Here is a 13,064-nt window from a genome sequence, read left to right as displayed (position 1 = left end):
AAAATGGGATACAAGGGTGGAGCTTACATGAAATATTGCTATGAATGCGGAACAAAATTGATGGTGAAGGAGTGTGAAGGCGAAGGCCCTATCCCCTTTTGTCATACATGCCAGCTCTTTCGTTTCCCGATATTCAGCACTGCGATCAGTACCGCTGTATTGAATAGTCAGAGAGATAAGGTGCTGCTCATACAGCAGTACAATATTCAGGCCTTCATTTTATTGGTAGGTTATGTGAACAAGGGTGAATCCGCCGAGCAGACATTGGTGCGTGAAGTGAAGGAAGAAGTAGGCTTACAAGTCGATGAGTATCAATATATGCGCAGCGAGTATTTTGAACGAAGCAATACACTGATGCTGAATTTTGTATCCATTGTGAATGACGATCAGTTGGATGTTCTTAGTACGGAGGTAGATCAAGCACGTTGGTTTACACTGGAGGAAGCCAAGCAAGCTATTTTGAAAAACAGCTTAGCTGAATCCTTCTTACTGACCATTATTGAAAAGATTGAGGCAGGATTCATTTGAAGTGATATAAGCGTGGCGATGCGAACATGATGAAAAAGATGTCTTTACAGATATATTGAATTGCTAAACCGCAAGATGGCCGCTCTTTCCAAGGAACCCTCTTGCGGGGAACAGCATGTTTATACTTTTTGTCATTGCTGGAATTTCAGCGACTCCCCTCACATCCCTACATTTCTACTAAACGTCCATTTTCTTTCCAGGATTGCAGTATTTTTTCAAGTACCCACTGGTTTTTGTAGCCGTCCTCGAACATGGGAGCTCGATCCACAGACTTTCCCCTTGCCAGCTCAACAAAATCTCCATAGGCCGTATGATTATAGATTGCAGGGACAGCCCAAGTCTCGTATTCGGCACCCGGATGTTCCAGATCACGCAGTACGATTCGGATACTTTCCGGATTATTGAGGCTGGCGTGTAGCGTACCAAGTTCTCCATAGATATCGACTTCGATATCGTGCCGTATGCCGATGGCATTTTTATGAGTAATGAAGGTTCCCACGGTATTATCGCCTACGATGCCATGAAAGGCAGCGAGATCTTCCACATCCACTTTTACAGGCAGGCCCGTGATCGGATCGAGCCGCTCGGGTGTAATGGTATGTAGCAGCGCTGCGACACTTTTGAATTCACCCACCAAAAAACGGGCCAGATCAATGATATGTGAGGCTGTATCCCCCACTACTCCAGAACCAGCCTTGGCTAAATTGTGACGCCATGTATACGGATGCTGACGATACGGCGCAAATGCATCCATTAGATAACGAAATTGAATGTTATAGATTTTACCCAGCTTTTGCTCATCCAGCAGTTGCTTGGTATATTGGAAGGCCGCGCCGTAGCGATGCTTATAGTGAACCAGCAAAGGCACCGGATTCGCTGTATATAGCTTTTTCAACCGATTCGCTTCCTCCCATGTGAGAGTCAATGGTTTTTCTGCCAGTACAGCTTTGTGTTCTTCCAGCGCAATACGAATAATGTCAAAATGCACATCATTGGGTGTCAGCGACAGAATCGCATCTACCTCTGGGTCACGGATTAATGCTTCATAATGGGAGTACCGCTTGGAAGCAGGCAGTTGCAATTGTTCTCCGATGGCTTGAAGGCGATGGGGATTCACATCACTAACGGCCACAATAGATACCCCAGAGATGGTGTGCAGTGATCTTATGTGATATTCAGCGATAAGACCCAGGCCAATGATACCCATCCGAATTTGTTTGGTTGGGGCAGTGGAGGTACTCATATGTTCAGAATTCCCTTCCCTTCTCTTCTATTTGGTTTGAGCTCTGTAGCAAATTCCTTTTGCTATGCAGTATCACCCGTTGCTTTATAGAATAGTCCCCACAGGAAGTGATCGTTGCAACCTTCAAATCAACATTCTGATGCCGGGCAGTGAATACAATGTTCCATAAAAAAAGGATCTGCAGCTCCGTTGTCCGGTATTGCAGATCCTTGGTATTCCTTCTCTATGTCGACTACATCAAAAATGTACCTACCACAAAAGACACCCCGACGATGACCGAGCGCAGCAGCTGTGCCAGAGCTACATTGCCTTTGGCAATTTCCTCGCACACCTTGGTACGCGGCGTCACCAGATCAAAAATCACATAGACCAGACACAGCACTACAATGCCCACAGCTGACCAGGTCAGCATATCTAGCCATGAATGACTGCTGTACGACACCATCCCCACGATGATACACAGACCTAGCAGCTTTGCACCCATATAGATGCCTGCCGCCTCATTGCCGCGTGCGATTTCTTGATTATCGTTATAACGTGTCAGCAAGCTGAACACAAAATAACCTACGATTAAGATGGCAAACAGGATAAGCAGGCCGATACCTACATTGCCCAATGCGTTGCCCAAACTGATATGAGATTCCAATTTTCTTCCTCCTTATGCTGCTTCAGGATTTTGCAAAATCCTCACTTGTGAAAATGAACAGATATGTTCGAATATTGTACATTTTTTAATTCAGCTTATATAACGTGCGGATCAGGAGGTGCGGTGGCAACGGCGGCGGCGCAATAGTAGGCCATATCACCTGTCACCTTTTCACCGATTCGCGGCAGGACACCCGCAAAACGCCCCCCAATCACGAATATGCCTGTTAGCACATAGCCGTGGAATAGTCCTTCGTCGGTCTGTACCTTTGCGCTCTGCATCGGCCACAGCCGCTGATAAATCTTAGGCTGTCCCTCGTAATAAGCAGCGATATGTGCAGCTTCCTCCTGCTCAGGCATTCGTGGAGCGTCAGCTTGGTGAAGCGGATCAAGGTTCTCAGTCTCCGCAGGTTCAACCTCTCCCAAGGTGCCTTTCAGCATCTCCTCGGATTGAGGATGTTCAATCAAGTGCGTCCCTTTACCCTCCCGACCCCATATACCTTTGGCCACATAAGGCTCTTTGTTTTGCATAAACACCGAGGGTTCAAAATACGTAGGCAGCAGGTAGGTTCGTATCACCTCCAGCTCGCGATCGTCAAACAAACGAAAGCCACAGAACTCTGGTGTCTGCTCATTGCGCTCATACAGTGACCACACGGTTGCGGTGAACCCTTTGCTCTGGGTAATGATATGCTGCGGCGGGTTGATTAATCCTATTTTCCCGTCTGCCACCATATCCATTAGCACCTGCCCCACCTCAAGCCCCGTATTCTCCTCCCGGTCATCAATTAGATACTCCAGCGGATACAGGCGATAGAGAATGTGGATCTCCTCTCCCCGGTGATACAATCCTTCATTCGGGATAATCTCCAATTCTTCCAAAGGCGCATAAACGACTTCAAACCCGGCTTGTTCACATAAACGCATGATATATTTGGTGTTCGTCTGATCCTCGATGTGCCAGTCATAGCAAGCAAAATACACCTTTGTCCCTAATCCCTTGCGGCTATAAAAATGAATGAGCTCCGTCAAGGCAGACTGAATCGCCTCGTCCATTCCAGATGAGGGTCCATGTAGTGCATTGTCATCCTCCGACATTCCATTCCTACTCAGCACCTCCAGCAGCTTTCCTTCGAGATAAGCCACCTCGGGTATCCCGGTTGGGGTATCGGTGTTATTCTCAATGCACTTGATACCCGCTTCCCCCACAATCCAGTCCTGGCGGGTAATCCCATCCGGCTCGGCCTCCATACGTGCAGCACGCAGCAAGCCCGGATGAATCCCCAACCGTTCCACCAGGTATTCATCCGGCATATAGCGCTGAACGAATTGCTGAACCTTGCGATAAATACGATGTACCGCCTCAGAAGCAACCTGAAGCTCTGCCAGCTCGCTTTCCCGATATACCGTTAAGGCCGGCACGCAATAAGACTTGCCATACATGCGGTGATACGGGATGATACGGCTGATTTCACCCTTAAAAAGCTCATCATGTTCATAAGGCAATTGCCTAATCGTACGCATGCTCATTTTAACCCCCAGAGAAAAAGCCGCTGCGTGAGCCGCTACTGCCAAAACCGCTGTGTGAGCTGGAAGATGAGGATGAACTTTTGCGGTATGAGCTGGAAGATGAACGACTGCTATGGTATGAGGAGCCCCCACTATAATAAGTCGATCCGCCATAGTAATACCCGCTGCTGCCTGAATCCCGACACGCCGTTTGCTCCGATACAGGAAGCTCATCGCAGTCATAATACTCGTCGTCACCGCAACCCGTCAGAGCAGCCGGGACAGCCAACATCAGAGCAAAGGCCGCCATCCGTGTACGAGAGCCTGGTTTGGATTTCATTTTTTCCCAAGAATGCTCCATCACAGATCGACCTCCTTCACAAACAGATGTACCTTTTTCAGCTGAGGGTCCAGTACCGAATATATAAATTCATAGGTTTTGCCACCCAGTACTGTATAGTGATCTAATAGCCGTTGGGCTAGCTCCAAAGTAAATACCGAGCCTTCCCGTTGATCCATACTACGGAATGCAGGTTCATGCCATATCCAATACATTGCACTGTATGTGGAAGTGTAACCTCCCTCACTGGCAAGCACGAGGTCTGTGATGGACGCACCGTAAGGCTTTGCCCGTTCCCCTGTAAATTCAGTCACATAGACGGAATGATCCGTATGTTCCTCACTTTCATTCGATATATGCGACCATAGTTTGTCATGGAGACGCGTAGCGTCTACAAGCTTGCGTAGAAACAGCTCATCTCCCGATACGGATTCCCGTGTCAGGCTGCGCAGTTCCTTTTGAGTGTCTTCCGACCATTCGCGATACGTCAATGAATAATAAATGATGATTCCCTTCCCTTCCTGTACGCTTCTGCCATGAGGTTTGCAACAAATCAAAGCGCTTCTGTCGTCGTTCACTATACGAGATTCTACCTTGAAAAGGTTCAATTTGGAAGAAAAACACGACAAAAAGCCGCAATCTCTAGGATTACGGCTTGGTTTTCACTGCTACAGCTTGATATTGTTCTCGTCGAAATATTCCTCCAGCGTCATCCCCTGCTTGGCTACATCCTCCGCAATGTCTATTCCCACATAACGGATATGCCAAGGCTCGTACACATAGCCGGTCACATCTTCCTTACCCTTCATATAACGAATAATAAATCCGTATTCCGGTGCATGTTTATCCAACCATTCGCCTTCCTTGGAAGCTCCGAAGGATTGCTCCAGCGCATTACCTACGCTTGGGCTGGATACATCAATGGACAAACCTGTCTGATGCTCACTCGTACCCGGTACAGCGCTAACTTTAGAGGCATACTCCTGCCCCTTTGTCTTTACATTGTTGTTGAAAATAGATACCTGACGCTTATAGGAACGGTATCCCGATACCGCACGCAGCTCAATGCCGTCTTTTTCCGCACCGTCGAACAGCTTCTCCAGTGCCTCTGCCGCTTCCTTACGCAAATGCCGCTTTTCATGCGGTCCCTCGAAGGAAAAAGGCACCTGCGGCTCCACCAGGTCATCGGGGACATAGCCTACAGGCAAGCTGCGCTTTTTGTTCACAACGACTGTATCAGAAGTCGCATTGGTGACGATCGCGGTTCCATCCTCTTCCTTAACCGTGGCTTGCAGTGCACTCTGGCTTCGCAACGCCATCACAGGGTCGGCCTGTCCACTTTCTGTACCCGCAGAGGCTTGTCCAGCGCTAGTGCTGCCATTGCCCGCATCCGGCTGGGCGGAAGGCTGTACATTCTCCTGCACCGCTGTAGATGACTTCAACGGCTCGCTTTCCTGTCCACCTGATCCTCCCTGCTGGCAGGCTGCCAGTAATAGCCCTGGCAGGATCAGCCCCGGAATGAGCGCTTTGGTCCAGCGCTTAGATGCTCGCGTCTGTTGTATATGTCGTTTCATGCTGGTATCTCCTCCAATAATGCATTTGATGCATGACTTGCTGTGACTTTTCCGTTTCCCCATTGTAACTGAACTTTTGGCACTCTTCGAAGCCGTTATCCCGTTCGATGAAGGCGAATAGACTCGAAAAAGGAAGTATATACTCGAATTGTTACGGAGTATGACGTTTTTGTGGGATTACAGCTCGGGCCCGCTCGGCTACTCGTTCACGTATGAGTTTCAACGCCTCTTCCGCACGGGGTAAACCCGGCAGCAAAGCTGTAATATCCGCTTCCTTCTTAGAAGCAAGCTTCTGCGGCAGACGAATCTCAATCGCATGAAAGCCCGCACCGGGACGATGCAATGCTCCTTCCGCCGCAGACTCTGCAATCCATTCGCTAATCGCTGCCGATCCGCTACGTCCGCCCTCTGGCCGCGAGGTAGACTCAAGCGCGGGGGATGTCCCCTGCACATGGGATAACTCTCCGGCCCAAGCACTGAATACGTACTCCAGCAGCTCTTCCCGTGTCATTCCGATCAGTTCTAGACAGGTCTGCGGCTCGCTTTCCAGACCGGTTTGAAGAGCTTTCTTCACATCGTCGACTACACCCACGCCATCCTCCATGCTGGAAGTGGCTGTCTCAGCTGCTAGCTGAACGATCTCATCCAGCGATAGACAGGTTTCCCCTTGCAAAAAACGGTAGATGTCCAAAGGATCTGCTTTTAGCTGCTCCAGCCATGCCTTTCGCTGTTCGGGGTTCAGTACAGGCGCTGGGCCAGTCCATTGGACAGTATGTGTGGAAGATACACCCGTTGATTCGCCTTCCAGCCCATGTCCGTCTAATTCCGCTATCCATTGACCGTCAGTTACTTTCAGCTTCACTCGCGGCCTCGTCATCGCCTTCATCCTTTCTCTGCTCACTCAATCCATACATCATTTTGTAACGCAATCAGACCGCGCAATTCATCATCAGACATTTCGGTGAGCCAATGTTCACCGGAGCCGACAACCTGCTCGGAAAGTGCCTTTTTGCTCTCGATCAGCTCGTCAATCCGCTCCTCCAGTGTACCTTGGCAAATCAGCTTGTGCACTTGTACATTGCGGCTTTGACCAATACGGAATACACGGTCCGTCGCCTGATTTTCCACTGCTGGATTCCACCAGCGGTCATAGTGAATGACATGGCTGGCACGTGTCAGGTTCAGACCCACGCCACCTGCACGCAGGGAAAGTACGAATATATTCGGGCCTCCCCCCTGCTGGAAGTTGTGAACAATTTCATCCCGTCTGGTTTTCGCCAGTCCTCCATGCAGAAAATACGGCTCTTCCCCGAAGATTTTGGCCAACCGTGAGACCAGCAATTCTCCCATCGACACATATTGGGTGAATATCAGCGCCGATTCGCCGTTCTCGCGAATCGTCTCTACCAATTCCAGCAGTCGCTCCATTTTGCCCGAATTTTCCGTTTTACCACTATCAGCCCGACCCGGAATGATCAGACCCGGGTGGTCACAAATCTGCTTCAACTTGGTCAGTGAAGACAGAACAAGCCCTTTGCGAGCCATACCGATCTGCCCATCCAGTGTTCCCAATAATTGATCCACCACGCCCCGATACAATCCGGCCTGTTCTGGTGTCAGTACACAGTAGGATTTCAACTCCAGCTTCTCTGGCAAATCCTTGCGGATATCTGGGTCGCTTTTGAGTCGACGCAGCATGAACGGGGAGACGAGGCGATGAAGCTCACGCAACGCGGACCCCCGCTCTTCTCCCGCCAGACTGTAACGCTGGCGGAACGAAGACGCCGTACCGAGGTAACCTGGATTCAGGAATTGAAAAATAGACCACAGCTCGCTCAGGCGATTTTCTACCGGGGTACCTGTCATGGCAATCCGGTGTGGAGCAGACAGCTTCATGACGCTTTGTGCTTGCTTTGTTCGTGCATTTTTTATATATTGCGCCTCATCCAACACGATAGAGGACCAGTATACCGCAGATAAATCGCTGCCGTCCCGGCCCGCCAAATGATAGGTAGTGAGGACGATATCATACTCACGTACACTTTCCTGAAACAGCTCGCCGTGGAGTCGCTGGTTGCCATGGTGAATATACAGTGACAAATCCGGTGAAAAGCGCTTCAACTCGCGCTGCCAGTTGCCGAGCAAGGACGTCGGACAGATGATCAACGCCGGACGTTGATCATCTGCGCCGATGCCACCGTCGAGCAGGCAGGTGATAACCTGAATCGTTTTACCAAGCCCCATGTCGTCCGCAAGGCAGACGCCAAAGCCCAATCCGCGCATCGCAGCCAGCCATTGAAAGCCGCGCTCTTGATAGGGCCGTAATGCGCCGTGCAGTGTCTCCGGCACAGGCCGCGGCTCTACCGAACGGAGTACGCCGCCCTCAGCCAAAGACGCAAGCAATCCGGCCGATTCCGCGCCAAAGATGGACAAGCCTTTCCATGAGGCCTCGCCTGCACTTTCATTTTCTGCAGCCAGATGCATCCATTCGGACAAGCTCATCTCACCGTTTTCCCCGCGCTTGATAAAGCGCAGCACCTGACGGATTTCCTTGGGATCGACCTCGATCCATTCCCCTCCTAGACGCACATACGGCAAATTGGCTGCGACGATGCTTTCCAGTTCCTCCATCGTCAAAGTCGTATCACCCAGCACAGCCTCGGCATCAAACGAAATCATGCGGTTAATGCCGACAGACGATGTATCGGCAATCACACCATCTGGCTTGGCACCCTGCTCTGTCGAACGCATTTTGAGCCGCAAGCCTGCACGTCTTCGGCCCTCCCGGCTCCAGCGTGAAGGCATTTGCACGGTGATACCGTTCTTTTGTAATGCGGGAACGGCTTCCGTCAGGAAGCGGAAGAACAACTCTGGCTCCAGTGTCAGCCCCTCGGGATAAGGACGGTTCAACGCTTCTTGCAATATAGGTGCCGCTTCAGCCGCCTGTCCGAGCCTCATTAGCAGTTGCGCCTGCACTTGACGATATACAATTCCGCCGCGAACCAGATCACGTTCAGGATGCGCCCACAGTGCCAGAGCAGGCAGTCTCAACCCCGGCTCAGCATCGCTTTCTGCCCAAAAGGTAATGTGCCAATCCTTGACACTCTCTTCCAGGGAAGGCTCCAAACGAAGGCACAACCGCAGTTGCCCTTCTATCGGCTCCTTGTCTTCCCGTTCCGTGACAGGCATTGCGCTTCCCTCAAGAGAGGACGCTTGAATGACCAGCTCCTCCATCTCCGCGGGCGTTCCCTGAATCGCCACCGGCCGGGAACCTGTCAGCAGACTGTTCCACCATAGCTCCGCCAGCGGCGATCCTCCGCGCCGATACTCTGCGCGATATCGACCCAGCTCACGGTCTGATGCTGCCAGCACCGCGGTCGTTTCGGCATGGATGACCGCACACAAGAAGGAGTACAGCACGATTCCGGCTGCATCCTCGCGTGTTTCAGGCTCCTTACCCGCGAACACGGCCGGAGCCGCCATACAAACAGCTGGCATCGCAGCAGCCAGCTCATGAAAGCGGCGTATGTCCTCCTCTTGACACAGTCGAGGAATCCACACCCCGACAGCCGCTTCCGGACCACGACGACGCGGTCCCGATGGACGCGCCTCTGTAAGCGATGGCGCAATTTCGCCCCGTTGCATCAGCTCTAGCGCGAAATAAGCGGCTTTTTGCCAATATTGCATTTCCTCGCCCAGCGTAATGCCCGATGCCGCACAGCCCTTCTCGTCCATGCGGGTCAGCAGCGCCATCGTCTCGCGCGGTTCCAGCGCCAAACCCTCCAATGTACGCCCCAGCATGGAACGTCTTTTGCCACCTCTGCCCGCGGTTTCCACACGAGCAGTGTTCGGTATCCGTACCTCAGCAAGACGCAACGCAGCCTGCCGAAACGGCCGAAGGTCCCCCTTTAGCGTCAGCTTGCGGATTACACTGCTCCACGCATCGATACGTGGTTCCGACGTCTCACCAGAAAAGCAAAAAAACACATCTCCGAGCCATATTCCATAAAGCGGTTGATTCATATCTGTCTCCCGTCCAGCCTTTTGAATTATTACTCTTCATCATATACGAAAACGGGCTCTTTTCAAAACTTTATCACAAAAATAAATGGAAAGTCATAAGTTAATAACCTTAAATATTCATGTGGTTAACTATAAATAAGAGAATCAATTTACAGGATTAATTGTCTTTTTCTTCATCATCTGCTTTTGCATCCTTCAGATAAGGGTTCAGGCTGTCTTGCAGCAATTCCTTGACCCTCATCCGCAGCTCTTTCGGATATATGACCTCGGCCTCTGGCCCGTACTTTAGCAAAAGTCGGGACACATATCTAAACTCTTCGACCGGAATATATCCGTGCCATTCCTGATCCTGCCCTTCTTGATGGAAAACATTTTGGAAGAGGGCATCTGATCCGGCCAGCCTGGCACCCAATGCGGTAAATTTTATTTTGGACGGAATTCCTATACGAGAATCCTCCGAAGCCAACCATTCCTGAAGTGTGGGAAGGCTGTCCAAGGTTTCGTCCAGCATCGTTATTGTAATCACCCGATCTGAACGGTACAGAATGATGCGGTCTCTGCTATGCGCAGGCATGTACCAATATCCGTGATCAAAATACAGTCCAATCGGATATACTTCAGTCCACTTTTCACCGGAAGCGGAGCGGTAATGCATGTTCACCCGGCGCTTATTCAGCGCAGCCTCCAAAATGATTGAGGTGTAGGGTGACTCTGCGTGAGTGGGTAGCATACGAAAAGAAATGTACTCCTTTAATTGATCAATACTGTCCTGCACATCCTGTGGAAGCTCGGCATAATAATGCTCGGATAAATGTCCACGAACCGAGCCAAAAGGGATATCTGGAATGTTCTCCAACAGTTGCAGCATGAGGAAAAGACCCAGAGCCTCGTCGCGAGCAAGATGAAGGGGAGGAAGAAGCCGATTGGGGAGTGCCCGATACCCGCCATGAGGACCCATTTCGGTATAAAGAGGTAACCCGGTCTGCTGTAAATAGTCGAGATCTCTTTGTATCGTCCTGACGGAGACACCAAAACGTTCAGCCAGCTCACGCGCTGTATATTTTTTTTGGGAATCCAGTATCCTCATAAGAGCAATTCTGCGTTCGTTCATAAGGTACCCCTCGAATCAAAAATTAATTTAAAATGACCGTTTAACTACGACATACTATGTCATAAATACATTGTAACATTAGGAAATAGAAAGGAGTGAATGAACTATGGAGGATTTGAAATCAAACGCAGTTGTGCTGTATATTGCCATGAGTCTCGACGGGTATATCGCTTTGCCGGACGGTTCGGTGGACTGGCTGTATGATGTTAAAGGGGATGGCGGGGACAATGGATATGCCGACTTTTACGACACCGTAGATACAGTGCTGATGGGCAGGCTGACGTATGAGGAAGTATTGAAGCTCTCAGATGATTTCCCTTATGCTGGCAAGCCATGCTATGTGCTCACACGAGCATTAACGGAGCAACAGCAAGCGCCACATGTTACATTTACGGACGAAGCTCTGACTGAACTGGTTCCACGTCTACAAGAACAATCGGAAGGTGCGGTATGGCTAGTCGGTGGAGGCCAGTTAGTCCAGGCCTTCTTACAAGCTGGACTGCTGGAGAAAGCTATCATTGCGATCATTCCCAAGGTGCTTGGACAAGGAATACCGTTATTTCCAGAAGGAACGCTACCAAGTACGTTTAAGCTCAAAGAAATAGAACGCCGCGGGGATATCGCTCTGCTCCATTACCATTTATAATTTTGTTTACAGAAAAGCCTTCATATTTCAGGATCATGCAATCTCCCAGAAATATGAAGGCTTTATCGCGTGCTTTTGTTCATTATTTGGTCTTCAAATTATCCCATGTTCTCTGGAAATCCTCGAATAGCTTCCCGGCATCCGATTTACCTGCCACATAGGCTTGCATCTGACTTCCGAATTCTTGCTGTGCTCCTTCAGGATAGCGGCTAAAGAACCAGCCCAACAGTTTGTTTTCCTTACTGTATTTCACCACTTCCGCACCCAGTTGGCCCATATCAGCCTCTGCCCCTTCGATACTCTTGAACGCTGGAATAAACTTGAATTCCTTGGTGATATACTTTTTACCCTGCTCGGATGTCACCATCCAGTTTAAGAACTCCTTCGCCTCGGGTTTGACAGTCGAATTTTTATTAACCACCCAGTTGTTAGCGACACCTACAAACAGCTTATCTCCGGCTGTTGCGTCTTCACCAATCGGCATAGGCAAAATACCCAGATTCAGCTTCGGATTAATTCCGTCAATTTGGACCTGAGTCCAGTTCCCTTGCTGCATCATGGCAGCCTTTCCAGTGGCGAAGTTCGTTACCTGCGTGTTGTAATCGGTCGTGAGCGGCTTCGAATTGCCATACTTCAGTGTCAGATCGAACAGCTTAACCCACTCGGCGAATACAGCGTTGCCCGGAATCTTTGCTGTTCCATCATTTAGTCCTTTGACGAAGGCCGAAGGGTCCGGCTGATTGGCAAATGCCACGTTCAGCAAATGATTGCCCAGCACCCAAAACTCCTGATATCCATTAGAAAATGGAGTAATCCCTGCGGCTTGGAGCTTTTGCGCAGCTCCCTCCAGTTCGGACAATGTTTTAGGGGTCTCCGTAATCCCCGCCTTCTTGAACAAATCCTTGTTATAAATAAAGCCGTACCCCTCCAGATTCATCGGCTGGCCATACAGCTTGCCGTCTTTGGTCATCGGTTCTTTGGCGACATCGACCACATCGCCAACCCAAGGCTGGTCAGACAGGTCCTCCAAATATTCCAGCCACGTATCCAGCTCGCGGTAACCTCCTACGTTAAAAATATCCGGCTGCTCCCCGGAGGCGAACTTCGCCTTTAACGCCGCACCATAGTCACTGCCCCCGCCCACGGTTTGAATATCGAGCTTGATGCCCGGATGAGATGCTTCGTATTCCGCTTTCATGCGATTCAGCGCTTCTGCAATCTCTACCTTAAACTGAAAAATGTGAATTGTTTTTTCCTTCACTTCCTCTTTGCCTGCGTTTTGTCCGCCACTGCTGTTACAACCTGCCAAAACCAGAGCAAAGGCCGAGAGAAGCAAGATTAGTGCTTGAGCTTTCTTTTTAAAAGTATGCGTTTTCATTTTTATGTTCCTTTCTATTCTAAATTCATATCAGATGAACTCGAAAAATTCATGTGGAAACGGAGCA

At 50.0% G+C, this 13,064-nt stretch carries 12 protein-coding genes; 2 read left to right on the top strand and 10 right to left on the bottom strand.

The annotated features are described in order from the left end of the window. Nucleotides 1-27: 27 nt before the first annotated feature. Nucleotides 28-528: an NAD(+) diphosphatase gene (locus T3H97_RS02675; RefSeq protein WP_328801610.1), complete on the top strand. Its 501-nt coding sequence runs from the start codon at nucleotides 28-30 to the stop codon at nucleotides 526-528. Nucleotides 529-694: 166 nt separating this feature from the next. Here the strand turns inward: T3H97_RS02675 and T3H97_RS02670 are convergent, their stop codons facing one another. The 9 genes from T3H97_RS02670 to T3H97_RS02630 form a co-directional block, all read right to left on the bottom strand. Continuing rightward, nucleotides 695-1,771 (bottom strand): Gfo/Idh/MocA family protein, encoded by a 1,077-nt coding sequence (locus tag T3H97_RS02670; RefSeq protein WP_328801609.1) that lies wholly within the window; start codon nucleotides 1,769-1,771, stop codon nucleotides 695-697. A 232-nt stretch (nucleotides 1,772-2,003) separates the two neighbouring features. After that, nucleotides 2,004-2,417 carry a DUF350 domain-containing protein gene (locus tag T3H97_RS02665; protein ID WP_328801608.1) on the bottom strand — a complete coding sequence of 138 codons (414 nt, stop codon included), beginning with the start codon at nucleotides 2,415-2,417 and terminating at the stop codon, nucleotides 2,004-2,006. Nucleotides 2,418-2,512: 95 nt separating this feature from the next. Continuing rightward, entirely contained in the window at nucleotides 2,513-3,946 is a 1,434-nt protein-coding gene (locus T3H97_RS02660) for a glutathionylspermidine synthase family protein (RefSeq protein WP_328801607.1), read from the bottom strand. 1 nt (nucleotide 3,947) lies between these two features. Further along, a complete protein-coding gene (locus T3H97_RS02655) occupies nucleotides 3,948-4,286 on the bottom strand; it encodes a hypothetical protein (protein ID WP_023986799.1) in 339 nt (112 codons plus the stop codon). Continuing rightward, nucleotides 4,286-4,843, bottom strand: a complete 558-nt coding sequence (locus T3H97_RS02650; protein WP_258012326.1) for a hypothetical protein — start codon at nucleotides 4,841-4,843, stop codon at nucleotides 4,286-4,288. Before T3H97_RS02650 ends, T3H97_RS02655 begins: the two co-directional genes overlap by 1 nt. A gap of 90 nt (nucleotides 4,844-4,933) precedes the next feature. Then, a complete protein-coding gene (locus T3H97_RS02645) occupies nucleotides 4,934-5,839 on the bottom strand; it encodes a M15 family metallopeptidase (protein ID WP_103046856.1) in 906 nt (301 codons plus the stop codon). 151 nt (nucleotides 5,840-5,990) lie between these two features. Continuing rightward, nucleotides 5,991-6,716: a phosphoribosylglycinamide synthetase gene (locus tag T3H97_RS02640; protein WP_103046855.1), complete on the bottom strand. Its 726-nt coding sequence runs from the start codon at nucleotides 6,714-6,716 to the stop codon at nucleotides 5,991-5,993. A gap of 20 nt (nucleotides 6,717-6,736) precedes the next feature. After that, nucleotides 6,737-9,862 (bottom strand): DEAD/DEAH box helicase, encoded by a 3,126-nt coding sequence (locus tag T3H97_RS02635; RefSeq protein ID WP_328801606.1) that lies wholly within the window; start codon nucleotides 9,860-9,862, stop codon nucleotides 6,737-6,739. Nucleotides 9,863-10,019: 157 nt separating this feature from the next. Continuing rightward, complete coding sequence (locus T3H97_RS02630) at nucleotides 10,020-10,973, bottom strand: helix-turn-helix transcriptional regulator (RefSeq protein ID WP_328801605.1); 954 nt, start codon at nucleotides 10,971-10,973, stop codon at nucleotides 10,020-10,022. 106 nt (nucleotides 10,974-11,079) lie between these two features. Between T3H97_RS02630 and T3H97_RS02625 the strand changes: the two genes are divergently transcribed. Then, the gene (locus T3H97_RS02625; protein ID WP_103046852.1) at nucleotides 11,080-11,619 is read left to right on the top strand and encodes a dihydrofolate reductase family protein; all 540 of its coding nucleotides are present in this window, start codon (nucleotides 11,080-11,082) and stop codon (nucleotides 11,617-11,619) included. An 82-nt stretch (nucleotides 11,620-11,701) separates the two neighbouring features. Here the strand turns inward: T3H97_RS02625 and T3H97_RS02620 are convergent, their stop codons facing one another. Then, the gene (locus T3H97_RS02620) at nucleotides 11,702-12,997 is read right to left on the bottom strand and encodes an ABC transporter substrate-binding protein (protein WP_103046851.1); all 1,296 of its coding nucleotides are present in this window, start codon (nucleotides 12,995-12,997) and stop codon (nucleotides 11,702-11,704) included. Nucleotides 12,998-13,064: the final 67 nt, after the last annotated feature.

It is taken from the genome of Paenibacillus sp. LX16, assembly GCF_036252815.1.
In the GTDB taxonomy this organism is placed as follows: domain Bacteria; phylum Bacillota; class Bacilli; order Paenibacillales; family Paenibacillaceae; genus Paenibacillus; species Paenibacillus polymyxa_B.
The sequence above is the reverse complement of the archived record's forward strand: the minus strand, read 5'-3'. Positions and strand labels throughout refer to the sequence as shown.

Excerpts from the sequence above, each read along its gene's own strand:
- T3H97_RS02670 (WP_328801609.1), bottom strand. The coding sequence starts at position 1,771 with ATGAGTACCTCCACTGCCCCAACCAAACAAATTCGGATGGGTATCATT.
- T3H97_RS02630 (WP_328801605.1), bottom strand. The coding sequence starts at position 10,973 with ATGAACGAACGCAGAATTGCTCTTATGAGGATACTGGATTCCCAAAAA.
- T3H97_RS02660 (WP_328801607.1), bottom strand. The coding sequence starts at position 3,946 with ATGAGCATGCGTACGATTAGGCAATTGCCTTATGAACATGATGAGCTT.
- T3H97_RS02620 (WP_103046851.1), bottom strand. The coding sequence starts at position 12,997 with ATGAAAACGCATACTTTTAAAAAGAAAGCTCAAGCACTAATCTTGCTT.
- T3H97_RS02645 (WP_103046856.1), bottom strand. The coding sequence starts at position 5,839 with ATGAAACGACATATACAACAGACGCGAGCATCTAAGCGCTGGACCAAA.
- T3H97_RS02640 (WP_103046855.1), bottom strand. The coding sequence starts at position 6,716 with ATGACGAGGCCGCGAGTGAAGCTGAAAGTAACTGACGGTCAATGGATA.
- T3H97_RS02675 (WP_328801610.1), top strand. The coding sequence starts at position 28 with ATGAAATATTGCTATGAATGCGGAACAAAATTGATGGTGAAGGAGTGT.
- T3H97_RS02635 (WP_328801606.1), bottom strand. The coding sequence starts at position 9,862 with ATGAATCAACCGCTTTATGGAATATGGCTCGGAGATGTGTTTTTTTGC.
- T3H97_RS02625 (WP_103046852.1), top strand. The coding sequence starts at position 11,080 with ATGGAGGATTTGAAATCAAACGCAGTTGTGCTGTATATTGCCATGAGT.
- T3H97_RS02655 (WP_023986799.1), bottom strand. The coding sequence starts at position 4,286 with ATGGAGCATTCTTGGGAAAAAATGAAATCCAAACCAGGCTCTCGTACA.